Below are 22,606 nucleotides of genomic sequence, written 5' to 3' on the forward strand. Positions count from 1 at the left end.
AGATTAATGAATTCCACCAATACGGCTTAAACGCACACCCGTTGGCCATTCACCTTCCTGCTTTTCAAAACTCATCCAGATAGCGGTGGCTTTACCCACCAGATTGCGCTCAGGGACGAAGCCCCAGAAGCGACTATCCGCACTATTATCCCGGTTATCACCCATCATAAAGTAGTGACCTTCCGGAACCACCCAAACGCCAAGCGGTTGGTCTGGCTGCTGATAATAAGCACCAATTTGATCGTTCCGACCCGGCACCATCAGAATCTGATGGGAAACTGGCCCTAAACTTTCGCTGCGCTGACGTAAACGTACGCCATCATCCGGAACCGGTTTAGTGGTCGGAATCTGGAAGAATCCGGCGGAAGATTCGCCCATACCGCTAAAGCGGAAAGTCTGGACGAATTCGCTCGGCACAGATTGGCTGTAAGTAATGGCTAACGCGCTATCACAAGAGTGGCCGGTATTGCAGGCCGGCTGTACCGTCACCTGTTTGGCGATAGGATCGTAACTAACCCGATCTCCCGGCAAACCGACCACACGCTTGATGTAATCAACCCGAGGATCCAGAGGATACTTAAAGACCACCACGTCGCCGCGTTTCGGATGTCCCGTCGGGATCAGCGTCGTCTGGGTAATAGGATCTTTAATGCCGTAGGCATACTTTTCCACCAGAATAAAATCGCCGATCAGCAGAGTTGGCATCATCGATCCAGACGGAATCTGGAATGGCTCATAGATAAATGAACGCACGATAAATACCAGCGCCAGCACTGGGAAAATCGAAGCGCAGGTCTCGATCCAGCCCGGCTGACGAGCAACTTTAGATAAAGCTTTCTCATCTACCGTGCCTGCCGTCTGGGCATTGATAGCCGCAATTTTTGCCTGACGCGCCGGCGCCCATTTGAAACGCTCGAAACACCAAATAATCCCTGTAACTAGCGTAGCTAAGGCCAGAATCAAGGCGAACATGTTAGCCATTCAAACTCCTTACAACTTATTTGCCGTCTTTGCCAACGTGCAGAATGGCTAGGAAAGCCTCTTGTGGCAACTCAACGTTACCCACCTGCTTCATACGTTTTTTACCGTCTTTCTGCTTCTGCAACAGCTTTTTCTTACGGCTAACGTCACCGCCGTAACACTTCGCCAATACGTTTTTACGCAGCTGCTTCACGGTTGAACGCGCAATGATGTGGTTGCCGATAGCCGCCTGAATTGCAATATCGAATTGCTGGCGCGGAATCAGTTCTTTCATCTTCTCGACCAAATCGCGACCGCGATACTGAGCGTTGTCACGGTGAGTAATCAGAGCCAACGCATCAACGCGTTCGTTGTTGATCAAAACGTCAACACGAACCATGTCAGAGGTTTGGAAACGCTTGAAGTTATAGTCCAGCGACGCATAGCCGCGTGACGTTGATTTCAGGCGGTCAAAGAAGTCCAGCACCACTTCTGCCATCGGGATTTCGTAGGTCAGCGCCACTTGGTTACCGTGGTAAACCATGTTGGTCTGTACGCCACGCTTCTCGATACACAGTGTAATAACGTTACCCAGATACTCTTGCGGCAACAGCATATGACACTCTGCGATAGGCTCGCGCAGCTCTTCAATGTTGTTCAGCGCCGGCAGCTTAGACGGGCTATCAACATAAACGGTTTCCTGACTGGTGGTAATCACTTCATACACTACAGTTGGCGCAGTGGTAATCAGTTCCAGATCGTATTCACGTTCCAGACGTTCCTGAATGATTTCCATATGCAGCAAGCCAAGGAAACCACAGCGGAAACCAAAACCCAGCGCAGTAGAACTTTCTGGTTCATAGAACAAAGAGGCGTCGTTCAGGCTCAGTTTACCCAGCGCATCACGGAAACTTTCGTAATCATCAGAGCTGATTGGGAACAAACCGGCATAAACCTGCGGTTTCACTTTCTTAAAGCCCGGCAGGGATTTGTCCGCCGGTTGACGAGCCAGCGTCAGCGTATCGCCGACTGGCGCGCCAAGAATGTCTTTAATTGCACAGACCAACCAGCCGACTTCGCCACAGTTCAACACTTCGCGGTCGATACGTTTTGGCGTGAAGATACCTAAGCGGTCAGCGTTATAGGTCTGGCCAGTGCTCATGACTTTGATCTTGTCGCCTTTGCGCAAGGTACCGTTTTTAATACGGATCAAAGAAACAACGCCCAGATAGTTATCGAACCATGAATCGATGATCAGCGCCTGTAACGGAGCTTCCGGATCGCCCTCTGGCGGCGGAATATCACGTACCAGACGCTCAAGCACATCAGGTACACCAACACCGGTTTTCGCCGAGCAGCGCACGGCGTCAGCGGCATCGATACCGACGATATCTTCAATTTCTTCCGCTACGCGTTCAGGATCGGCGGCTGGCAGGTCGATTTTGTTCAAAACCGGAACCACTTCCAGATCCATTTCCATCGCGGTATAGCAGTTGGCTAATGTCTGGGCTTCAACGCCCTGCCCAGCATCAACCACCAGCAGTGCGCCTTCACAGGCCGCCAGCGAGCGGGAAACTTCATAAGAGAAGTCTACGTGACCGGGAGTATCGATAAAGTTGAGCTGATAAGTTTGACCGTCCTGAGCACGATAATCCAAGGTCACGCTTTGTGCCTTGATGGTAATTCCGCGCTCACGCTCCAGATCCATAGAATCCAGAACCTGCGCGGCCATTTCGCGCTCACTTAAACCGCCACAAATCTGGATAATACGGTCAGACAGCGTCGACTTACCGTGGTCAATATGGGCAATAATGGAGAAATTTCGTATATGCTTCATTATAAAAGTTTTTCTGCCTTGGTATTTCTGAATCATTCGCCTATGGACACACGCATGGACATAAAGCGACAGTCAGTATTGTAAGTTGTTAGGTTGGCTGTCTTTCGCCTAAGTCGCGGTATTCTACATGTCAAGACAATGAAAACCTAGTCATCCTCATGCCAATCCTTACTATTATCCTTGCTTTCAGATAAAATCATGCCCATCTGTCAGGGCAGTCACCGAGGGCAATAGCGGCCCATCATTGGCATTGATATTAATATCGGAACCGCGAGTCGCTCGGCTTAAAGCCGAGTCGCATTAAGGCTTAACACTCCGTATTTTTATATTGCTGATTTATATCAGATTTTAAATCCATTTTAATTAAGTGGTTATTGGGTGGATTTTGGAAATATGCGCGAAGAAACCTACCTCATTCTCTTCTTAGCTTTCCTCTTAAGCCGATAATTATTTTCTCATTGAAGTAGCTGATGTCTTTTCAGAAATACCCATTCACTTTAGGAAAAACCTCATATCGTCAATATTCGCCTCACCTAGAATATAAAAATCACCGTGGAATAACCTAAATGGTGAAACCGTTTTATCGCCATTAAGGAGGTCTGATGATCGATGAAGGCCCAATTCTCAGCCGCCATGAGTTTAGTCAGAAAAACTCAAAACTGACGCTGGCATCCGTCGCCTTTATTATAGTAATTACGCTGGTGATTATCACATTGGCAACGGCAACCAACGTATTTTCTACGCCTTCAATATTATTGGTGTTGTGCATTCTGCTGGCAGCATTATCCCTGAGCGCCCTGCTTTATTCCCGGTTATATATCACACCGGACTTTACCTATTTCTTATATGAAAATGGCGTTCGGGTATTTAATCATCATAGCGAAAAAGTTTATTTCATTCCTTTTGATAAAATTACGCATATTTACCATTTCCACCTAGGGATTAATCCAAGGGGAAAGATAAACGCAATGGCCTTTCGCGCCTCACACCACCAGCAATGGAATATTATCGTTTCTAATATCATGGGAGCTAACCCTTTGATGCGAAATATCGTTTATCAACAGGTTAACCATGCTGGCGACGCCTGTCTTACCCGTCTTTTTCAGGGAGAAATAATCAACTTTGATGTGGTTAACAAAAAACCGTCCTGGTTTAATCAATTTATTGATCATGACTTGGTTGAGGTTATTCCCCATGCCATTAGGCTGAATGCACGCACTTTAACCACGCAACAGCGTGCCATTAATATCGAGAATATACGGAGAATCGAAACTGGGAGTAAGAGCGATAATGAAGCGATACGCTTGCTTGATGATGAAGGGAGTGTTTTATTTTCGATAAATTATGCGGAATTAATCAGCGCAGATCTGTTTATTACCTTAATTCAGCATATGATTCAAAACCGCATACCAGCCTATCACAGCCCGATAAATCACTAATTTCAAATCAATCTTGCTGGATTCTCAGCGCCGTCGGCGGTAAACCTATTTGTAATACAATCGGTTGATAATCAGCCCGATCTTCAACCTTAGCCGCCAGCCTGCGAGCAAGTAAAAAACCGGCTATTCCGCCTGATACCGCACCAACCGCAGTCATTGCCTCGGTCACAAAGATAGTCTGAAATAGTGCACCGCCGGCAATCAGCCCAAAAAGCGGCGTCAGGTAGACTAACATCGCCGAACGTAGCAAGCTGCCTTCGCTGATTCCCACTTCAACACGTTGACCCGGTTCAAGCGGTTGATCGATAGCGACTTGAAGCTGATGTTGAGATTCGGGGCCAAGTTTATTCAACAGATCGCTGCCACAGCCGCCGCGGGCATGACAATTACCACAGCCGGCATGAGGCTCACAGCGCAGCAACGCGATACCCTGTTGCCACGAAATCACCGTGGCCCATTCCTTCATCATTATTTCTTAGCCTTTAACACAACGCTGCCGGCAATACGTTTCGCCGTAGCCGGAGGAATCTCACCTACAACGGTAATTTCAGCGCCATTGCGTACTTCGCTTTCGACGGTACGGCGTCCCTGACGCAAAGATTGCCCGGTCACAGCATTCTTATCCGCCGGGTTTACGTTCACCGTAAAACTGAATAATCCGTCGGTATACAACCGAGTTTCCGTTGGTGTATCCAGATTCGGTAGAATTCGACGGCTACGAGAAACTTCGACCATTCCCGCAGGCAGCCAGGCTGGCGCCCAAACGAAATCTACTTTTTGTTTCGCTGGTAAAGCGAGCAACGGCGGTAGCTCAAGAGCTTTCATCCCTTGCAGAACTGTTTGAATCGGCGTACCTACGCCCATGGATACCACTCTGAATTGCTCCAGCGTTTCTCCATCGCGATCCAAGAGATCGATGCGCATCGGTAATTTTGTCGCTTCGTCTAGCCAGATAATATAGCTATAGCGCGTGCCATCTTTGGCTACAACGCGAATAACCTGGCAGGGACGATCGGCTATGCGCGCTCGCCCCACGGCAATATAGTCGTAATATTTGGCTAGATTTTTGAAATCAGAAAACACGATGGAAGGTAAAGCATCGACAATATGCTCACCGGCCAGCGTAAAAGGGTCGAAGCCAGGTTCGAAATAGCTAATTTCATTACCACGTTGAAGAACCTCGGTGCGAGGCCCATCCATTCGTAATAGCTGAGCTAACGCTTTGCCTTCAGATATAGCATGGCGATAACGAAGAGAATCAATCCCTTGGTTATTGACATTAATATAGCCGAGCTCATAGTTGAGTGACTGACTGGCACTGCCCATTTCTTGCAACAACGCCTCTGGTTCATTTTGAGCAGAGGCGATTATTGGCACGAACAGGCCGCCCGTAAGTAAACAGACGGATAACCAAAGTTGCTTCATTACTGCTGTTGCATTCCTAAGGACTGAGTTCCAGGCACCTGAATAGCGGCTTGTGGCGATACAGACTGTTCTTGCTGTAGCGGATCCTGCGGCAGACGGCGCTGCAATTCAAAATCCTGGCTCAGCATATCGACACGGCGACGCTGTTCCTGAACCTGCTTTTGCTGGCTGTTGCCAAAAGTTCCATCAACCGGCACACCAAAACTGACTGGCGATGCTTTACCCATCATTGGCAAGGTATTAAAGGCCGGCGATTCAGACTGCATAGTTTCTGTTGCCGGCTGGTTGTATTGTTGCACACCTACAATCACAGCCAGAGAAACGCAGGCAGCCATGCCAACTTGGGTGATTTGACTAGCCCAAGGGCGCACCTTGTTCCAGAACGGCATTTTCTGCCAGAGATGCGGCTGAGGTTGAGATTCAGGCACGGCAACTGGGGCGAAGCGGACTGGTTCATCTTTCAGTGCAGCAGCCACACGGCTAGCAATATCCAGATGTATGACTTCACCAACGTCACCGCGCAGGGTGTCACGGATTAAGTGATAACTCTGCCAGCTTTGTTGCAGTTCGTTATCTTTTGATAAAGAACTCATCAGTTCGCTATCAAGAGTTTCACCATCCATCAGAGCGGAAAGCTTTTCTTTCTGCATGCCTAAATACCCTTTATGTGTCCGCTATCGCTGAATTAGCGGCTGAACTTTGTTATCGATAGCTTCGCGAGCACGGAAGATACGCGAACGAACGGTACCGACCGGGCAATCCATAATGGCGGCTATTTCTTCATAGCTCAAACCATCCAACTCACGCAAAGTGATCGCCATACGGAGATCCTCCGGGAGTGACTCTATGGTACGAAAAACTATCTGCCTCAATTCCTCAGACAACATTAAGTTCTCAGGGTTCGAAATTTCTTTTAATGCGCCCGCATTTTCGTAATTTTCAGCATCATTTGCATCAACATCACTGGATGGCGGACGACGCCCCTGAGCAACTAAGTAATTCTTTGCCGTGTTAACGGCGATACGGTACAACCATGTGTAGAAAGCACTATCGCCACGGAATGACTCCAATGCGCGATAAGCCTTTATGAAGGATTCTTGTACCACATCAGGGACATCGCCCTGAGGTACGTATCGGGATACAAGGCTCGCCACTTTATGCTGGTAGCGAATAACCAGTAAATTGAACGATTGTTGGTCTCCCTTTTGGACCCGCTCAACCAGCATTTGGTCCGTTAACTGCTCGCTCATCCGAGGCAAACTCTCCCGAAATATATCCCCACGCTAAAAATCGTACTGCCAGTCATATCATTACCTTCCTGAGCAAGCACTTGCTTGGAGTTTAATTAAAAAGCAAAGTTCCCTATTGCCCTGTTTTTCTTTCGATATCCTTTCAATATCTGATACCCGTAGCTTTTGCTCGGGTAGATAGGCTACCATGAAAATCACCCTTCTTCTGCACACATCATACGTTATGTCATCATCATCAGAACATGTTAGCGATGTATTGATCATCGGAAGCGGCGCTGCGGGCCTGTCACTGGCGCTGCGCCTTGCACCACACTGTAAAGTTACCGTTCTGAGCAAAGGTCCGCTGAACGAAGGCGCAACCTTTTATGCTCAAGGCGGAATTGCAGCCGTTTTTGACGAAACCGACAGTATCAGCTCACATGTTGATGACACGCTGATTGCCGGAGCCGGGCTGTGTGATAAAGATGCCGTCGAATTTATTGCCAGTAACGCACGCAGCTGCGTGCAATGGCTGATCGATCAAGGCGTACTCTTTGATACCGAAACCAACGCCAGCGGTGAAGAACGTTTTCATCTAACCCGTGAAGGCGGTCACAGCCACCGACGCATTCTGCATACAGCAGATGCTACAGGTAAAGAAGTAGAGACTACCCTGGTAGGTAAAGCAAGCACCCACCCCAATATTTCAGTGAAAGAGCGCCGCAATGCCGTGGACTTGATCACATCGAATAAAATAGGCCTGCCGGGAACCAAGCGGGTTGTGGGCGCCTATGTCTGGAACCGCGAGCTGGAAAAAGTGGAAACCTATCGCGCTAAAGCCGTGGTGTTGGCTACCGGTGGTGCCGCTAAGGTTTATCAATATACGACCAATCCAGATATTTCCTCCGGTGATGGTATCGCTATGGCCTGGCGTGCCGGTTGCCGCGTTGCCAATCTGGAATTTAACCAGTTTCACCCGACCTGCCTGTTCCACCCACAAGCGCGCAATTTCCTGTTAACCGAAGCGCTGCGCGGTGAGGGAGCCTACCTAAAACGCCCTGACGGCACACGCTTTATGCCTGATTTTGACGCACGAGGTGAACTGGCGCCGCGAGATATCGTCGCACGCGCCATTGACCATGAAATGAAGCGGCTGGGTGCCGATTGTATGTATCTGGATATCAGCCATAAACCAACTGAATTCGTGATGCAGCATTTCCCCATGATCTACGAAAAACTGCTGTCTTTGGGTATCGACCTGACCAAGGAAGCGATTCCCATCGTTCCGGCAGCGCATTATACCTGCGGCGGCGTGATGGTCGATCAGCATGGTCGAACCGATTTGGACGGGCTGTATGCCATTGGGGAAGTGAGCTACACCGGGCTGCACGGAGCAAACCGCATGGCGTCTAACTCGTTGTTGGAATGTCTGGTTTACGGCTGGTCGGCATCTGAAGATATTTTGATGCGTTTACCCCACGCCAAATTAGCCAAACATCTGCCTGAGTGGGATGAAAGCCGAGTTGATAATTCCGATGAACGCGTAGTAATACAACATAATTGGCATGAATTAAGGCTATTTATGTGGGATTACGTCGGCATCGTGCGTACGACCAAAAGGTTGGAACGCGCCCTGCGCCGCATCAATACTTTGCAGCAGGAAATCGACGAGTATTACGCGAATTTCCGTATATCCAACAACCTGCTGGAATTGCGTAATTTGGTACAAGTCGCCGAACTTATCGTGCGCTGTGCGATGGAAAGAAAAGAAAGCCGCGGCCTGCATTATACGCTTGATTATCCAGAACTACTGGAGAACCCGCGCCCGACCATTCTTCATCCCTGATATTTCCGCATTCGGTTAAGGGCACTTCGGTGCCCTTAGTTTCTTTATCTATTTTTCACAATTAATATCGCACAACCAACTAATAGTTAAGATAAAAATCACCAATTAACCGACAAAATTCAGGTGAATAGACATCCTCCGCCTGACGCAAAGGTAAATGCTGATGTAGCGTATCTCCATCCTGACGAGATAAAACCAGCAACATTCGGTGCAATGGCTTGCCGGGTCTGTCTCGCACATCAACCTGTTGCTGCACAAACCAACCTTGCTGAACGGCCAACCCGGCCAAATCCTCACCAATGCTGTGCGGTAATACTACGCAGAAGCGACCTTCCGGCGTGATCAATCGTTCAGCACTACGCAACAAAGCGTCGTGAGTCAGGGAACCGGTATAACGCGCGGTATTTCTCGCTTCATCACGGCAGGCCACCGCCGGAGCAAAATAAGGCGGATTACTGACGATCAAATCATATTGATGAGGATGGTGTTCTGCGAATTCATTTACATCGGCACTATAAATGCGAATACGATCGTGCCAGGGAGAAGCCTGCGCGTTTTCAGTAGCCTGCTCCGCCGCCTCGCTTTCCAGTTCAACGCCGTCGATCAAAACTTCCGAAGAAGATCTCTGGGCGATCATCAAAGCAATCAACCCACTACCGCAGCCGATATCCAGCACGCGCCGAGCCTGTTGTAACGGTACCCATGCGCCGAGTAATACTCCGTCAGTGCCTACCTTCATGGCGCAGCGATCGTGAGCCACAAAAAACTGCTTAAAGGTAAAACCACCGCGACGTAAACTCGTTTTTTTTTTCAATTGTTCGCTCACATTAATCACCAGAATCTTTAACTGGCGTAGCATAGGACAATATGATTGAAGGTAAAAGACATCATTCCCGCTTAAACAGGTGAAGAATTCGGCTAACCCGTCTATAATCGGCGCCCCAAGTAGAGGAAGACCATGACTGTAACCAATTTTTCCGAACTCGATCTCGACGAACGCCTCATTGACGCCCTTCGCGACAAAGGCTATGAGCGCCCTACCGCCATTCAGGCTGCGGCTATTCCGCCAGCTATGGACGGACGCGACGTATTGGGTTCGGCTCCCACAGGTACGGGCAAAACTGCCGCCTTTTTGCTGCCAGCCTTGCAGCATCTGCTGGATTTTCCACGCAAAAAATCCGGACCACCGCGGATCCTGATTCTGACGCCAACCCGTGAGCTGGCGATGCAAGTTGCCGATCAGGCCCGAGAACTGGCCAAACACACTCAGTTAGACATCGCGACCATCACCGGTGGCGTGGCCTACATGAACCATGCTGAAGTCTTCAGCGAGAACCAGGACATCGTGGTTGCGACCACTGGCCGTTTACTGCAGTACATCAAAGAAGAGAATTTTGACTGCCGTGCGGTGGAAACCCTGATTCTGGATGAAGCCGATCGTATGCTGGACATGGGCTTTGCGCAGGATATCGAAACTATCGCCGCGGAAACTCGCTGGCGTAAGCAGACGTTACTGTTCTCAGCCACGCTGGAAGGCGAAGCGATTCGCGAGTTTGCCGAGCGCATTCTCGAAGAGCCAGTAGAGTTGGAAGCCGATCCGTCTCGCCGCGAACGTAAAAAAATCCAGCAATGGTACTATCGCGCTGACAATATTGAACACAAAACTGCCCTGCTGGTTCATTTGCTGAAACAGCCGGATGTGCAGAAATCCATTATCTTCGTGCGTACCCGTGAAAAGGTGCACCAATTGGTGAGCTGGCTACGTGAAGCTGGTATTAACGCCTGGTTCCTCGAAGGTGAAATGGTTCAGGCCAAGCGTACCGAAGCGGTTATTCGTTTAAGCGATGGTCGAGTCAACGTATTGGTAGCAACGGACGTGGCGTCTCGTGGTCTGGATATCGACGATATCAGTCACGTATTTAACTTTGACTTACCGCTTACCGCGGACGTCTATCTGCACCGAATTGGTCGTACCGGTCGTGCTGGTCGCAAAGGCGTAGCGATTTCTTTGGTTGAAGCACATGACCATTTATTGCTGGGCAGAATTGGCCGTTATCTGAAAGAGCCACTGAAACCTCGTGTTATTGACGAGTTGCGTCCAACCAGCAAAGAGCCAAGCGCCAAATCTACCGGCAAACCGTCGAAAAAGGTTTTAGCGAAGCGTAAAGAGCTGAAAGAGGCCAACAAAGAAAAAACCAAGGTTAAAGTGCGCCACCGCGATGCTAAAAACGTCGGGAAGCGCCGTAAACCCAAGAATAAAGCCGACGCTTAAAGCGCAGGTTTATTCCACCGGACAGCAAAAAGCCGCTTTTTAAAGCGGCTTTTTTATGGGTAAAACAACGTTTCTTCTCATCCACAGATTTTGTCTAACTGAAGGATAACTTTATTAACCCCAATTTCTCGTCCAAAATCGAGCAAACTAAATCAATATTTTTATATATAAAACAGCATGTTAACACACCAGTATTTACTCTATCACTGCGGCGCGGTCTCAAGACTGTTTCAGGTACAATTCAGCCTGTTTATTTGCCCGCAGCCATTCATTCAGCTCTTGGTATTTCCTTTGCATTTCATTGGTCTGTAGCTTTAGCGGCGTCATTGCAAAATACTGCTGAAAATTAGCCCCCTGCTTATTACGCAACTCAGCATTAGCACCGGCCTGTAACAAACGTAGAGCCAATTCTGGCGCATTGATTTTCCCAGCCAAATGCAGCGGTGTGTCTCCCAAGCGATCCGGCAGGTTAGGATCGGCACCCGCAGCCAATAACATCATCACCTGCACTTCTCGCCCAGCCATCACCGCCGCGGCCAACGGAGTGGCCGACGTAATGCTATTGCGTACGTTCGGTTTCAAGCGGCCATCTAACAATATTTGTAAATAATGAGCATCCTTAACGCTCGCCGCAGTATGTAAGGCACTGTTGCCTTGCAAACCAGGCTGGAACGGATCAGCATGAAGTTCCAGTAACGCAGCCAGACTTTCCGGCCGCTGATTCAGGATCGCCCATTGCAGCAAAGTGATCGACTGATCTCCCCGCTGTTGCAAGATTTTTTCAGAGGCAAGCTGTTGGATCTGCGCGATATCCCCACGAAAAATAGCTTCGGCAATCGGCGTTACTTGCGGATCGTTAAATACATTTTTACTCTCAGTCATCGCCAAACCCTCAAAACTCATAAGCGATATCAATACACCGCAAACAGCGTAGCGAATATACCGCAGGCATCTGTCCCTCGGTGTTCTATCAGGCATTTTTCAGCTCCCAAGGTTTTTGCTCGCTCATGGAAGACAGAACTTTATCAATTCCATGGGCAGCCAGACTGCGTGAAAGATGTTTATGCGGCAACCAATCGTCCAGACCACTCAGCTTGTCGTTATTCGCCAGCGTGATTTTATGGCCAATGGCATTCGGAATTATAGACGTCGATTCCTGCGTGTCAGTGAGCATGTCATATTGTTCGCTATAACGGCGAATAGCTCCACTTTCAGCTTCACTTTTTGCCTGAGCCGGATTGATCCCTAAACGATTTAGTGTGTGATCCGATACGCCAGCCGCGTTAAAAGTTACCGCAACGGTCGCCGTCGCTAATGCCGCCGTTGCCGCCAATCCGCCCCCCAGCGAGTGGCCGGTCATTACCAAGGCTTCGCCAAAGGCCATTTTCGCGGTTTTACCTAAGGCAACGGCCTGATTATATTGAACATCGTCATAGCCAGTGGCCTGTCGAACGTTACTCAACCAATCTCGCATATCATTGGTGCCGGCAAAAGCCAGAACATATTGCTGCTGATTCGAATAGATTCCAGCCTGAAAACCAGAGACGCTGTCAGACAAACTAGCAGGATCAATACCCACTTTAATCAGATCTGCATCACTTAAGCGCTGGAATCCGTCCAGATTAGCACCTGTTGGCTTATAAACATCTTTAGCCAACAGCGCCAACGAGTAATCGCTTTGCTGAGATGCTTTGCCCTTTCCTATCACTTCAGCAGATTTTACCGCCGTAGACTGCTCGCTCCGGGATAAACCAAGATCGGAAACCATTGATTGATAGAGATCGTTACTTTCCCGTGTTGCAGCAGAAAACACCCTATTTTTAGCTGTAACAACGGTAGAAAAGGGTGACTCAGTTGAAGTACTCGCCGATCTGACTGAATTCGCAGGAATAATTGGATTAGACAGAGTATTTAACGGCGAAGCTACGGAAAGACTCAGTGGCATACTCATTACGACTCCTTGTCGGCAGCAAAATTAAGCGAACACCTAACTGGTGTAACTTGGCTATCGGCAGGTCGGATGAGTTCTTTATGAGAAAGGATAAGAATGGCTTATTGAATACTAAAAGTGTGAAGCCGGTCGGGCTTTACCTTAGAAAAGACGACGTACAGTAAAAAAGGGAGCCGAAGCTCCCTTTTTATTAAACTCTCACGGCAAAAACCCAATAAATTACAGGCTTTCAGTGAAAGTACGAGTAATGACATCGCGTTGCTGCTCTGGAGTCAGAGCGTTGAAACGTACCGCATAGCCAGAAACACGAATGGTCAGCTGTGGGTATTTTTCTGGATGTTTAACCGCATCTTCCAGAGTTTCACGGCGCAGAACGTTAACGTTCAGGTGCTGACCACCTTCTACACGAACGGTAGGCTGAACTTCCAGCGGGACTTCGCGGTATTCAATCTGACCTAATTCGCTAGCAGGAACGATTTGATCTTCTGCATAGTTAGCTTTAGCGCATACACAGCGCAGTTCGTTTTTTTCATCGTCTAACAGCCAAAAAGAGTTCAGCAAGGCTTCATTTTTAGCTTTAGTAATTTGAATACCAGTAATCATTTGGTGCCTCCGTAATACGGCTAAAATTCCAGGAATGGAAAAGTGACGTTGGTTATTTGGTAAAACCATTGTTCTCTTATTGTTCTATATACCAGTCAAATCACCGTCATTCTTTGACTTAAATCAAGATTTACAGTCCACCACTTTCCAAGTCACGGGCAAATTTATGTTTTATATCAATTTTATCAAATACCGACGCAACAATTATTTTTGTGAATTTTCAACAAAAATTACATTGATTGGCGCTATTTTAAGCGATGCCTACACCGAAAACTTTTAACAGTTTCCCTGCCCAACGCTAACCGGTAAGCTGAGCAACATAAATTTTCAACAAAAACAAAGGAGAGTCTCATGACCACCTCCCTCACCTGGCACGACGTAATTGGTCAGGAAAAACAACAGCCCTACTTCCAAAATACGCTGGCACAAGTCGCCGCAGAACGTAACGCGGGGAAAATCGTCTATCCACCGCAAAAAGACGTATTTAATGCCTTTCGGTTAACCGAACTGGATCAGGTAAAAGTCGTGATTCTCGGCCAGGATCCTTACCACGGCCCAAATCAGGCCCATGGTTTGTCCTTCTCGGTGCTGCCCGGCGTACCGGCGCCGCCGTCGCTGGTCAATATGTATAAAGAGCTGGCTACCGATATTTCCGGCTTTGAACGCCCCAATCACGGTTTTTTACAAAGCTGGGCGGAACAGGGCGTATTGCTGCTAAACACCGTTCTCACCGTCGAAGGCGGCAAAGCGCATTCACACGCCAATTTTGGCTGGGAAACGTTTACAGACCGAGTGATTGCCGCGTTAAACCAGCATCGGGAAGGAATTGTATTTTTACTTTGGGGTGCTCACGCGCAGAAAAAAGGGCAGATTATCGACCCACAGCGCCATCATATTTTGAAAGCGCCGCATCCTTCCCCACTCTCCGCCCATCGCGGCTTTTTTGGCTGTAAACACTTCTCACAGGCCAATCAACTATTGATAAAACAGAATTTAGCGCCTATCGACTGGCAACCTAAATTGCCAACCGCCTGATTAAGCGCGTAAAAAAGGCACCGTTAAGGTGCCTTTTGATTGATTGGGTAGCCTTAAGCTTTCGCTTTGGAAACCGCAACCATCGCCGGGCGCAACAAACGGCCATTCAGCGTATAACCCTTCTGCATCACCATCATCACTTGGTTCGGCTCATGATCGGCAGACTCGAGCATAGTCATCGCCTGATGAACTTCCGGGTTGAAAGGCACATTGGTTTCACCCACTACTTCGATACCGTATTTGCCCACTGCATCCAGTAAGGATTTCAGCGTCAATTCGATACCTTCGATCATTGATGTCAATTCGGTATTGGAGCGATCTGCTGATTCCAACGCACGTTCCAGATTATCAATCACCGGTAGTAAGGATGATGAAAATTTCTCTAACGCAAATTTATGCGCTTTTTCAATATCCAATTCGGTACGGCGACGGATATTCTCAACTTCAGCTTTCGCGCGTAACAGGCTTTCGCGCTCACGCCGTAAGGCGTCAGCCAATTGGGTTTCCAGCTCTGCAACCCGCGGATCAACTCCGTCACTAGTCTCTTGTGCGGCTCCCGCTTGCTGCTCGACTGCTTGTTCCATTTCTTCCGAGACTTGCTCGTTAGGCGTTTTCTGTTCTTTACTACTCATGGATATCTCCGCGTTTTAGCATTAATCTCGCTACTTGGCTTATTATGGGGATCAAAACCGGGGATTCAAGGGAACCGGTCACAATGTAGGGCACAAACAGGCTCTACTGAGGAAAACCACGGCAATGAATAAAAGATTCAACTGTATTGGTATTGTCGGTCACCCACGTCACCCGGCCGCACTTGCTACCCACGAAATGCTTTACCATTGGCTAAAATCCAAGGGTTATGCCGTTATGGTTGAGCGGCAAATCGCCCGCGACCTTAATTTAAACGACGCCGTTACCGGCAGTCTGGCTGAAATTGGTCAAAAAGCCGATCTGGCGGTGGTAGTCGGCGGCGATGGCAACATGTTAGGCGCAGCGCGAGTCTTAGCGCGATATGATATCAAAGTGATTGGCGTCAACAGAGGAAATCTGGGATTCTTAACTGATTTAGACCCAGATAACGCTCAACAACAACTTTCTGACGTTCTGGAAGGCGAATATCTCAGCGAACAGCGATTCTTGCTGGAAACTCAGGTTCGGCGAGCCAATCAACAATGCAGAATGAGCACCGCGATCAACGAGGTGGTACTACACCCCGGAAAAGTCGCGCATATGATCGAATTCGAAGTGTATATCGACGATCGCTTTGCGTTTTCCCAACGATCCGACGGTCTGATTATTGCCACTCCGACGGGTTCTACGGCTTACTCACTCTCCGCCGGCGGCCCAATATTGACGCCGACGCTGGACGCCATAGTTTTGGTGCCCATGTTCCCACACACGCTTTCCGCGCGACCATTGGTGATCAACAGCAGCAGCACCATTCGATTGAAATTCTCCAAGATTAGCAGCGATCTGGAAGTGAGCTGTGACAGCCAGATCGCCCTGCCCATTCAGGAAGGTGAAGAAGTCCTGATTCGGCGCAGCGATTTCCACCTGAATTTGATTCATCCAAAGGACTACAGCTATTTCAATACGTTAAGCACCAAGTTGGGCTGGTCAAAAAAATTATTCTAAAAAGTTATTTTGCCACTTTACTGTATATAAAACCAGTTTATACTGTATTCAAATACAGACATGTGTTTATGTACAGGAGATTTACCATGCTGGCCCAACTGACCATCAGTAATTTTGCTATTGTGCGCGAGTTAGAAATTGATTTTCAGCCCGGATTAACCGCAATTACTGGCGAAACTGGCGCAGGTAAATCTATTGCTATTGATGCATTAGGATTATGCCTAGGTAGCCGTGCAGATGGCAGCATGGTGCGTCTAGGCGCTTCCAGAGCCGACATCTGCGCTCGTTTCTCATTAACGGACACCCCAACTGCGCGCGCATGGCTGGAACATCATCAATTGGATGACAGCAATGAATGCCTGCTGCGTCGCGCTATTGGGATCGATGGCCGTTCACGAGGTTTTATCAACGGCACTGCGGTTCCTCTTTCTCAACTAAGAGAGCTGGGGCAACTCCTGATTCAAATTCATGGCCAACATGCTCACCAGCTGTTATTGAAATCAGATCACCAGAAACAGCTGCTGGATGCCTATGCCGATCAACCGACATTGCTAGCCGAAATGAAAACAGCCTACCAACAATGGCATCAGAGCTGCCGTTTGCTGGCCTTGCATCAGCAGCAATCCCTTGAGCGTGATGCTCGTCATCAACTGCTTCAATATCATCTTAAAGAGCTAAATGCCTTCGCGCCGGTACAGGGCGAATATGAGCAGATCGATGCCGAATACAAGCGCCTGGCTAACAGCGGTCAGTTGATTTCTATCAGCCAGCAGGCTCTACAGTTGCTCTCTGATGACGAACAACAAAATATTCTCAGCCAGCTTTATACCGCCAAACAGCAAATTACCGAACTGGCAGGCATGGATGAGCAGTTCAACAATCTGTTGAATATGCTGGAAGAAGCATCGATCCAGATTAGCGAAGCTAGCGACGAATTACGCCATTATGGTGAAAAGCTGGATATGGATCCAAATCGCCTGTATGAGCTGGAACAGCGTCTATCACGCCAGCTTAATCTGGCTCGTAAGCACCACATTACGCCGGAAGAACTTCCTCAGCTTCATCAACAGCTGCTGGATGAACAACAACTCCTTTCGCAACAAGAAAGCGATCACGAACAGTTAAGCGAAACGGTCAATCTTCACTATCAGCGCGCATTAGCATTGGCAAATCAGCTACATCAAACTCGTCAACATTATGCCGAGGAGCTGACCACCTTGATTACCGAAAGCATGCACCAACTCTCTATGCCGCATGGCCAATTTGCCATTGGTGTGCATTTCGAGCCAGAACACCTCTGCGCAGAAGGGGCAAGCCGTATCGAATTTTGTGTGACCACAAATCCAGGGCAACCTTTACAGCCTTTGGCTAAAGTTGCCTCTGGTGGCGAGCTATCACGTATCGCATTGGCTATCCAGGTTATTACTGCTCGCAAAATGGATACACCAGCACTAATTTTCGATGAAGTAGATGTGGGTATCAGCGGGCCAACGGCGGCGATTGTCGGTCAACTATTACGTCAATTGGGGGAATCCACTCAGGTCATGTGTGTGACCCATCTTCCGCAGGTTGCAGGTTGTGGCCATCAACACTTCTTTGTCAGTAAACAAACAGATGGAGCAGAAACCGAAACGCAGATGCATAAGCTGGATAAAAAAGCTCGCTTGCAAGAATTAGCGCGCCTGTTAGGTGGTAGCGAAGTGACGAAAAATACGCTGGCAAACGCAAAAGAGCTGCTTGCAGCATAAAAAAGCTCAACTTTTTTGCGCTCAGGAGGTCATACTGAAGCCTTGTAAAGGTTTCCAACTGCTGCAAGGTCTATTATCATCGTCATCCTATGCCCTAAAGGAATGTGATTACTATGCGCTGTAAAATGCTGACTGCCGCCGCTGTAATGCTAATGATGCTTACCGCGGGTTGTTCCACGCTGGAAAAGGTGGTCTATCGGCCTGATATTAATCAGGGTAACTACCTGTCACCTAACGATGTATCCAAAATTCATAAAGGTATGACGCAGCAACAGGTAGCATACACACTAGGTACCCCAATGCTGCAGGACCCGTTTGGAACTCAAACCTGGTTCTACGTATTCCGTCAGCAGCCGGGACATGAAAAGGCTACACAGCAGACGCTGACCCTGACATTCAATAGCAGCGGTGTTCTGACTGATATTAAAAATGAGCCAGCGCTGACCGGAAATTAATTTTTTCGTCGATCATGCTAGTGATATAGCGAAGATAGGAAGTCACCTCAGATATAGCGCTAACGGATAAACGCCATTGGCGCTGATTTTCAATCAGACTGGCTTTATCCGTCATGCTTCAGGGCTCATAAAAAGTGAGGCGCACAACGCGCCTTATTTTTTTGCTTTCTCAGCGCGAATTCGGCGTAACTCTTTTGGATCAGCGATTAACGGACGATAAATTTCGACTCTATCGCCGTCATTAACCCTGTCACCCAATTTTACGGGGCGACTATAAATACCCACTTTGTTTTTTTGCAGATCAATATCAGTACGCAACGCCAAAAGCCCCGAAGCCTCAATCGCTTGCTCAACCGTGCTGCCTTCCGCGAGGCTCACCTTCCGAACATACTGCCGCTCTGGCAAGGCATAAACGACCTCGACGTAAAGATCAGGCACTGTAAACCTCTTTTGCGCGCTGGGTGAATGCTTGCACCATATTCCCCGCTAGCTCTTTAAACACTTTGCCAAAAGCCAATTCAATCAGCTTGTTAGTGAATTCAAAATCCAGATGCAACTCCACTTTACAGGCATCAGGGCTTAATGGCGTGAAATGCCAACCGCCCATCAGCTTACGGAAAGGCCCGTCAACCAACTGCATGTTGATACTTTGGTTATCCGTTAGCGTATTACGCGTGGTAAACGTCTTGCTGATACCCGCTTTGGCAACATCTACCGCCGCCGTCATTTCGTTATCGCAAGCGTCAATCACCCGACTGCCCGTGCAGCCAGGCAAGAATTCTGGGTAAGAGCAAACATCATTAACCAGTTGGTACATTTGTTCTGCACTGAACGGCACTAATGCAGAGCGACTAATCTGTGGCATAACATTTCCTGAGAGACATAAAACGCACGGATAATACCATTTATCTGGCAACTGACAAAAAATCAACGACGCATAAACGGTAATAAAATCGACAAAATAAGGCTGCAGCACACGGGAAAGGATTTCATTCGTCAACGCATACAGTATAATGATCAACACTATGACAAAGAAAAAAGCATACAAACCCGGTTCCGCAACCATTGCGCAAAATAAGCGCGCCCGCCACGAATACTTTATCGAACAAGAATTCGAAGCTGGCCTATCGCTGCAAGGTTGGGAAGTAAAATCTCTGCGCGCTGGTAAAGCCAACATCAGTGATAGCTACGTCACGTTTAGAAACGGTGAGGCCTTCCTGTTTGGGGCTACCATTACCCCACTGAATGTCGCGTCTACACACGTTGTTTGCGAACCTATGCGTACCCGTAAACTACTGCTGAATAAACGTGAGCTAGACTCACTGGTCGGCAAAGTTAATCGCGACGGTTTTACCGTAGTGGCTCTTTCCGTCTATTGGAAAAATGCCTGGGTTAAAGTTAAAATCGGCGTCGCAAAAGGTAAGAAAGACCATGACAAACGCGATGACATTAAAGATCGCGAATGGCAGGTTGATAAAGCCAGAATTATGAAAAACTCCAATCGTTAAGTCTCTGGCTTAACAGGTTATAGTTCTGGTATACTACAGAAGTTCTTTGGGGCTGATTCTGGATTCGACGGGATTCGCGAAACCCAAGGTGCATGCCGAGGTGCGGAGGCCTCGTAAAAAACCGCAAAAAAAATAATTGCAAACGACTCGCAATACGAATCTGCTGCTTTAGCAGCTTAATCAGCCTAAGAAACTGAAGATTCCCTCTCTCCCTAGCCTCCGCTCTTAGGACGGGGATCAAGAGAGGTCAAACCCAAAAGAGATCGCGTGGACACCTTGCCTGGGGTGAAAGCGTTAAACCCAATCAGGATAGTTTGTTAGTGGCGTGTCCGTCCGCAGCTAACCGGCGAATGTAATGACTGGACTAAGCATGTAGTGCCGACGGCGTAGTAATTTCGGACGGGGGTTCAAATCCCCCCAGCTCCACCAAATAATGATCCGGGTATTACCAGATAAGTCCGGAGAAGTACGGAAAGCCCGCACCCCACCTAGGTTTGCGGGCTTTTTTGTGTCTGTAGTAGTCAGAGGATATCCGCCTGAAACCGGCGTCTATTGGTATACGGTAAGATGTATACCAATAAACGTATACCAATTACAGGGAAGAACCTTGCATGGCGCGGACTACACGCCCCTCACTCACACCGAAGTACAAAAAGCGAAAGCCATTGATAAAGACCTTACCCTCCATGATGGTGATGGTTTATTTTTGCTAGTAAAAACCACCGGCAAGAAAATTTGGCGTTTCCGCTATCAGCTTCCTAACAGCAGCAAACGCACTATGATCAGCCTCGGTGCTTACCCAGCACTATCCCTCGCGGATGCCAGAGAGGTACGCGCAGAGAAACTAGCGATGTTAGTCAGAGGGACAGACCCTCAAGCGAGGGCTGGTGAAGAGGCGGAAAAGCTCCAGATAGCGGAGGAAAGTATTTTTGTGAATGTCGCCCGCAAATGGTTCGAGTTGAAAGAAAGCCACGTTAGCGCAGCCCATGCGAAAGATATTTGGCGTTCTATTGAAAAAGACATCTTACCCAGCATCGAAAATATTCCCGTCCAAGAACTCAAAGCACGTACACTAATTCAAGTATTAGAGCCAATCAAAGCACGTGGGGCATTAGAGACGATTAGGCGATTGGTGCAACGTATAAACGAGATAATGATTTATGCGGTCAATGTAGGTTTGATTGATGCCAATCCAGCATCAGGTATTGGCAATGCTTTTGAACGCCCTAAAAAACAGCACATGCCCACCATCAGGCCAGAAGAACTACCTAAACTCATGCGTGCCATTTCCATGAGTAATCTCTCGATACCAACCCGCTGCTTACTTGAATGGCAATTATTGACGCTGATACGTCCCGCGGAGGCGTCAGCAACAGCATGGGCAGAGATCGATATTGAGAATAAGCAGTGGTGTATTCCGGCAGAACGCATGAAGGCAAAACGCGATCATATAGTTCCTTTGTCAGAACAAGCTTTAGAGTTGCTGGAAATCATGCGTCCAATTAGTGGTAATCGTCAACACGTATTCCCCAGCCGTAATGACCCACGTAAGCCAATGAATAGCCAAACGGCAAATGCAGCTTTAAAACGTATTGGTTATGGGGGGAAACTTGTTGCTCACGGCCTACGTTCTATTGCAAGCACGGCCATGAATGAAGCAGGATTTAATGCTGACGTAATAGAGGCAGCACTTGCGCATAGCGACAAGAATGAGGTCAGGAAAGCTTATAATCGTTCGATTTATTTGAAACAAAGAATAGAATTAATGAAGTGGTGGTCCAACGTCGTAAATAATACCATTTAAATATTATAGTGAGGCAACGCCTCACTATAAACTTTCACTTACAATCCAGTTATAAACATCAATGTATTTTTAGCAACTCCGTGTAACTCCTGTGTATTTAACTCTCTAACTTTTGTATCAAAACCATCTGAGTGGTGATATTTTTTTGAAAATTCATTAATCTGTTCGATTTGCTTCAAACAATTAGTGCTATCATACAGGATGCTATTAACATCCGTTTCATCTCTTATTGCTTTAATCATGTCACCAAGCCAGTGCCCTTCTGTAAAATGATTAGGCAAATGCATACGCATATAAGCCTCTAATATTGGCCTTATCAACCGTGCAATATTCACCCTATCCTCGTCAGTCGGATTTTCTACAAAACTATATAAAGTTTTATATTCAAGCTCATACTAATTTCTAACATAATTATCAAAGTTATTTTTATGAATTATTTTACTTTTAAAAATCTTAGAACTATTAACATTATAAGGATCTAAATCATTGATACTTACAGCAAGTTCAAAATATTTTGAATTAGCTGAATTAGAGGCATATTTCCTCATATCACTCAAAAAATATGCATCATGGCTAAATACAAAAACTTGCGCCCCTCTATTCATTAGATCGGATAATTCTAAAATAGTTGTATTTCTTCTATGACTATCTAAGGATGACATCGGATCATCAAATATAATTATGTCGCTTTTATTTATTTTACTTTTAAATTTTGACAAAAAGAATGCTAATGCCAATGCAGATTTGTCACCCATACTTAAAGCTTCTGTTAGTAAAAACTGAATAGACCCGAGTTTCCTAGACGGTTCCGTGCCTCATGAACCAGGCACTTTCATAAACTGCAGGTGGTTGATCTTCA

23 protein-coding genes, 1 other RNA gene and 1 pseudogene are annotated in these 22,606 nt (G+C 47.5%); 10 read left to right on the forward strand and 15 right to left on the reverse strand.

The window, feature by feature from the left end; genetic code table 11:
- Positions 1–3 precede the first annotated feature (3 nt).
- Both lepB and lepA read right to left on the reverse strand, forming a co-directional pair.
- Positions 4–981 (reverse strand): signal peptidase I, encoded by a 978-nt coding sequence (gene lepB / locus AD970_RS17115; protein WP_049601841.1) that lies wholly within the window; start codon positions 979–981, stop codon positions 4–6.
- 16 nt (positions 982–997) lie between these two features.
- Complete coding sequence (gene lepA / locus AD970_RS17120) at positions 998–2,797, reverse strand: translation elongation factor 4 (protein WP_049601844.1); 1,800 nt, start codon at positions 2,795–2,797, stop codon at positions 998–1,000.
- 602 nt (positions 2,798–3,399) lie between these two features.
- Here lepA and AD970_RS17125 point away from each other — a divergent pair.
- Entirely contained in the window at positions 3,400–4,236 is an 837-nt protein-coding gene (locus AD970_RS17125) for a hypothetical protein (protein ID WP_049601847.1), read from the forward strand.
- Positions 4,237–4,243: 7 nt separating this feature from the next.
- Here AD970_RS17125 and rseC read toward each other — a convergent pair whose 3' ends face one another.
- The 4 genes from rseC to rpoE are packed head-to-tail and all read right to left on the reverse strand — an operon-like array spanning position 4,244 to position 6,911.
- Positions 4,244–4,705, reverse strand: coding sequence for a SoxR-reducing system protein RseC (gene rseC / locus AD970_RS17130; RefSeq protein WP_049601849.1), 462 nt, complete (start codon positions 4,703–4,705; stop codon positions 4,244–4,246).
- Positions 4,705–5,661 (reverse strand): sigma-E factor regulatory protein RseB, encoded by a 957-nt coding sequence (gene rseB, locus AD970_RS17135; RefSeq protein ID WP_049601852.1) that lies wholly within the window; start codon positions 5,659–5,661, stop codon positions 4,705–4,707. The genes rseC and rseB overlap by 1 nt, the downstream gene beginning before the upstream one ends.
- Complete coding sequence (rseA, locus tag AD970_RS17140) at positions 5,661–6,311, reverse strand: anti-sigma-E factor RseA (RefSeq protein ID WP_049601855.1); 651 nt, start codon at positions 6,309–6,311, stop codon at positions 5,661–5,663. The genes rseB and rseA overlap by 1 nt, the downstream gene beginning before the upstream one ends.
- A gap of 24 nt (positions 6,312–6,335) precedes the next feature.
- A complete protein-coding gene (gene rpoE / locus AD970_RS17145; RefSeq protein ID WP_004718098.1) occupies positions 6,336–6,911 on the reverse strand; it encodes an RNA polymerase sigma factor RpoE in 576 nt (191 codons plus the stop codon).
- 223 nt (positions 6,912–7,134) lie between these two features.
- Between rpoE and nadB the strand changes: the two genes are divergently transcribed.
- The gene (gene nadB / locus AD970_RS17150) at positions 7,135–8,736 is read left to right on the forward strand and encodes an L-aspartate oxidase (RefSeq protein ID WP_209429088.1); all 1,602 of its coding nucleotides are present in this window, start codon (positions 7,135–7,137) and stop codon (positions 8,734–8,736) included.
- A 79-nt stretch (positions 8,737–8,815) separates the two neighbouring features.
- Here the strand turns inward: nadB and trmN are convergent, their stop codons facing one another.
- Complete coding sequence (trmN, locus tag AD970_RS17155) at positions 8,816–9,562, reverse strand: tRNA(1)(Val) (adenine(37)-N(6))-methyltransferase TrmN (protein ID WP_049601896.1); 747 nt, start codon at positions 9,560–9,562, stop codon at positions 8,816–8,818.
- Between the two features lie 132 nt (positions 9,563–9,694).
- Here trmN and srmB point away from each other — a divergent pair, with 132 nt between their 5' ends.
- The gene (gene srmB, locus AD970_RS17160) at positions 9,695–11,008 is read left to right on the forward strand and encodes an ATP-dependent RNA helicase SrmB (protein ID WP_049601861.1); all 1,314 of its coding nucleotides are present in this window, start codon (positions 9,695–9,697) and stop codon (positions 11,006–11,008) included.
- 219 nt (positions 11,009–11,227) lie between these two features.
- Here the strand turns inward: srmB and AD970_RS17165 are convergent, their stop codons facing one another.
- From AD970_RS17165 to grcA, 3 genes are all read right to left on the reverse strand, one after another.
- A complete protein-coding gene (locus AD970_RS17165) occupies positions 11,228–11,890 on the reverse strand; it encodes an ankyrin repeat domain-containing protein (RefSeq protein ID WP_049601900.1) in 663 nt (220 codons plus the stop codon).
- Between the two features lie 88 nt (positions 11,891–11,978).
- A complete protein-coding gene (locus AD970_RS17170) occupies positions 11,979–12,959 on the reverse strand; it encodes a DUF2974 domain-containing protein (protein ID WP_049601864.1) in 981 nt (326 codons plus the stop codon).
- A gap of 219 nt (positions 12,960–13,178) precedes the next feature.
- Positions 13,179–13,562: an autonomous glycyl radical cofactor GrcA gene (grcA, locus tag AD970_RS17175; protein ID WP_049601867.1), complete on the reverse strand. Its 384-nt coding sequence runs from the start codon at positions 13,560–13,562 to the stop codon at positions 13,179–13,181.
- A gap of 351 nt (positions 13,563–13,913) precedes the next feature.
- Here grcA and ung point away from each other — a divergent pair, with 351 nt between their 5' ends.
- A complete protein-coding gene (ung, locus tag AD970_RS17180) occupies positions 13,914–14,597 on the forward strand; it encodes a uracil-DNA glycosylase (RefSeq protein ID WP_049601868.1) in 684 nt (227 codons plus the stop codon).
- 53 nt (positions 14,598–14,650) lie between these two features.
- Here ung and grpE read toward each other — a convergent pair whose 3' ends face one another.
- On the reverse strand, positions 14,651–15,229 hold the full coding sequence (gene grpE, locus AD970_RS17185) for a nucleotide exchange factor GrpE (RefSeq protein ID WP_049601871.1): 579 nt from the start codon (positions 15,227–15,229) through the stop codon (positions 14,651–14,653).
- Between the two features lie 124 nt (positions 15,230–15,353).
- On the opposite strand from grpE, the gene nadK reads away from it, so the two are divergent.
- The 3 genes from nadK (at position 15,354) to bamE (ending at position 18,435) form a co-directional block, all read left to right on the forward strand.
- Positions 15,354–16,232: an NAD(+) kinase gene (nadK, locus tag AD970_RS17190; RefSeq protein WP_049601873.1), complete on the forward strand. Its 879-nt coding sequence runs from the start codon at positions 15,354–15,356 to the stop codon at positions 16,230–16,232.
- Between the two features lie 86 nt (positions 16,233–16,318).
- A complete protein-coding gene (gene recN, locus AD970_RS17195) occupies positions 16,319–17,980 on the forward strand; it encodes a DNA repair protein RecN (RefSeq protein WP_049601876.1) in 1,662 nt (553 codons plus the stop codon).
- 113 nt (positions 17,981–18,093) lie between these two features.
- Entirely contained in the window at positions 18,094–18,435 is a 342-nt protein-coding gene (gene bamE, locus AD970_RS17200; protein ID WP_049601879.1) for an outer membrane protein assembly factor BamE, read from the forward strand.
- A 153-nt stretch (positions 18,436–18,588) separates the two neighbouring features.
- On the opposite strand, the gene AD970_RS17205 is transcribed toward bamE, so the two are convergent.
- Both AD970_RS17205 and AD970_RS17210 read right to left on the reverse strand, forming a co-directional pair.
- The gene (locus AD970_RS17205; RefSeq protein WP_049601881.1) at positions 18,589–18,873 is read right to left on the reverse strand and encodes an RnfH family protein; all 285 of its coding nucleotides are present in this window, start codon (positions 18,871–18,873) and stop codon (positions 18,589–18,591) included.
- Complete coding sequence (locus tag AD970_RS17210) at positions 18,866–19,300, reverse strand: type II toxin-antitoxin system RatA family toxin (protein ID WP_049601885.1); 435 nt, start codon at positions 19,298–19,300, stop codon at positions 18,866–18,868. Before AD970_RS17210 ends, AD970_RS17205 begins: the two co-directional genes overlap by 8 nt.
- A 160-nt stretch (positions 19,301–19,460) precedes the next feature.
- On the opposite strand from AD970_RS17210, the gene smpB reads away from it, so the two are divergent.
- From smpB to AD970_RS17220, 3 genes and pseudogenes are all read left to right on the forward strand, one after another.
- The gene (gene smpB, locus AD970_RS17215; protein WP_049601902.1) at positions 19,461–19,943 is read left to right on the forward strand and encodes an SsrA-binding protein SmpB; all 483 of its coding nucleotides are present in this window, start codon (positions 19,461–19,463) and stop codon (positions 19,941–19,943) included.
- 48 nt (positions 19,944–19,991) lie between these two features.
- Positions 19,992–20,372, forward strand: a transfer-messenger RNA (tmRNA) gene (ssrA, locus tag AD970_RS19065).
- A 182-nt stretch (positions 20,373–20,554) separates the two neighbouring features.
- Positions 20,555–21,747, forward strand: a pseudogene (locus tag AD970_RS17220) (integrase domain-containing protein).
- 38 nt (positions 21,748–21,785) lie between these two features.
- Here the strand turns inward: AD970_RS17220 and AD970_RS18515 are convergent.
- Together AD970_RS18515 and AD970_RS18520 are read right to left on the reverse strand one after the other, a co-directional pair.
- On the reverse strand, positions 21,786–22,082 hold the full coding sequence (locus AD970_RS18515; protein WP_157045573.1) for a hypothetical protein: 297 nt from the start codon (positions 22,080–22,082) through the stop codon (positions 21,786–21,788).
- A gap of 60 nt (positions 22,083–22,142) precedes the next feature.
- Positions 22,143–22,532, reverse strand: coding sequence for an AAA family ATPase (locus AD970_RS18520; RefSeq protein WP_157045574.1), 390 nt, complete (start codon positions 22,530–22,532; stop codon positions 22,143–22,145).
- Positions 22,533–22,606: the final 74 nt, after the last annotated feature.

It is taken from the genome of Yersinia nurmii (genome assembly GCF_001112925.1).
In the GTDB taxonomy this organism is placed as follows: domain Bacteria; phylum Pseudomonadota; class Gammaproteobacteria; order Enterobacterales; family Enterobacteriaceae; genus Yersinia; species Yersinia nurmii.

Coding starts and splice junctions, on each gene's coding strand:
- bamE (WP_049601879.1), top strand. CDS start 18,094: ATGCGCTGTAAAATGCTGACTGCCGCCGCTGTAATGCTAATGATGCTT.
- rpoE (WP_004718098.1), bottom strand. CDS start 6,911: ATGAGCGAGCAGTTAACGGACCAAATGCTGGTTGAGCGGGTCCAAAAG.
- grpE (WP_049601871.1), bottom strand. CDS start 15,229: ATGAGTAGTAAAGAACAGAAAACGCCTAACGAGCAAGTCTCGGAAGAA.
- lepA (WP_049601844.1), bottom strand. CDS start 2,797: ATGAAGCATATACGAAATTTCTCCATTATTGCCCATATTGACCACGGT.
- AD970_RS17125 (WP_049601847.1), top strand. CDS start 3,400: ATGATCGATGAAGGCCCAATTCTCAGCCGCCATGAGTTTAGTCAGAAA.
- ung (WP_049601868.1), top strand. CDS start 13,914: ATGACCACCTCCCTCACCTGGCACGACGTAATTGGTCAGGAAAAACAA.
- nadK (WP_049601873.1), top strand. CDS start 15,354: ATGAATAAAAGATTCAACTGTATTGGTATTGTCGGTCACCCACGTCAC.
- srmB (WP_049601861.1), top strand. CDS start 9,695: ATGACTGTAACCAATTTTTCCGAACTCGATCTCGACGAACGCCTCATT.
- nadB (WP_209429088.1), top strand. CDS start 7,135: ATGTCATCATCATCAGAACATGTTAGCGATGTATTGATCATCGGAAGC.
- recN (WP_049601876.1), top strand. CDS start 16,319: ATGCTGGCCCAACTGACCATCAGTAATTTTGCTATTGTGCGCGAGTTA.
- AD970_RS17165 (WP_049601900.1), bottom strand. CDS start 11,890: ATGACTGAGAGTAAAAATGTATTTAACGATCCGCAAGTAACGCCGATT.
- lepB (WP_049601841.1), bottom strand. CDS start 981: ATGGCTAACATGTTCGCCTTGATTCTGGCCTTAGCTACGCTAGTTACA.
- rseC (WP_049601849.1), bottom strand. CDS start 4,705: ATGATGAAGGAATGGGCCACGGTGATTTCGTGGCAACAGGGTATCGCG.
- grcA (WP_049601867.1), bottom strand. CDS start 13,562: ATGATTACTGGTATTCAAATTACTAAAGCTAAAAATGAAGCCTTGCTG.
- rseB (WP_049601852.1), bottom strand. CDS start 5,661: ATGAAGCAACTTTGGTTATCCGTCTGTTTACTTACGGGCGGCCTGTTC.
- AD970_RS17170 (WP_049601864.1), bottom strand. CDS start 12,959: ATGAGTATGCCACTGAGTCTTTCCGTAGCTTCGCCGTTAAATACTCTG.
- rseA (WP_049601855.1), bottom strand. CDS start 6,311: ATGCAGAAAGAAAAGCTTTCCGCTCTGATGGATGGTGAAACTCTTGAT.
- smpB (WP_049601902.1), top strand. CDS start 19,461: ATGACAAAGAAAAAAGCATACAAACCCGGTTCCGCAACCATTGCGCAA.
- AD970_RS17210 (WP_049601885.1), bottom strand. CDS start 19,300: ATGCCACAGATTAGTCGCTCTGCATTAGTGCCGTTCAGTGCAGAACAA.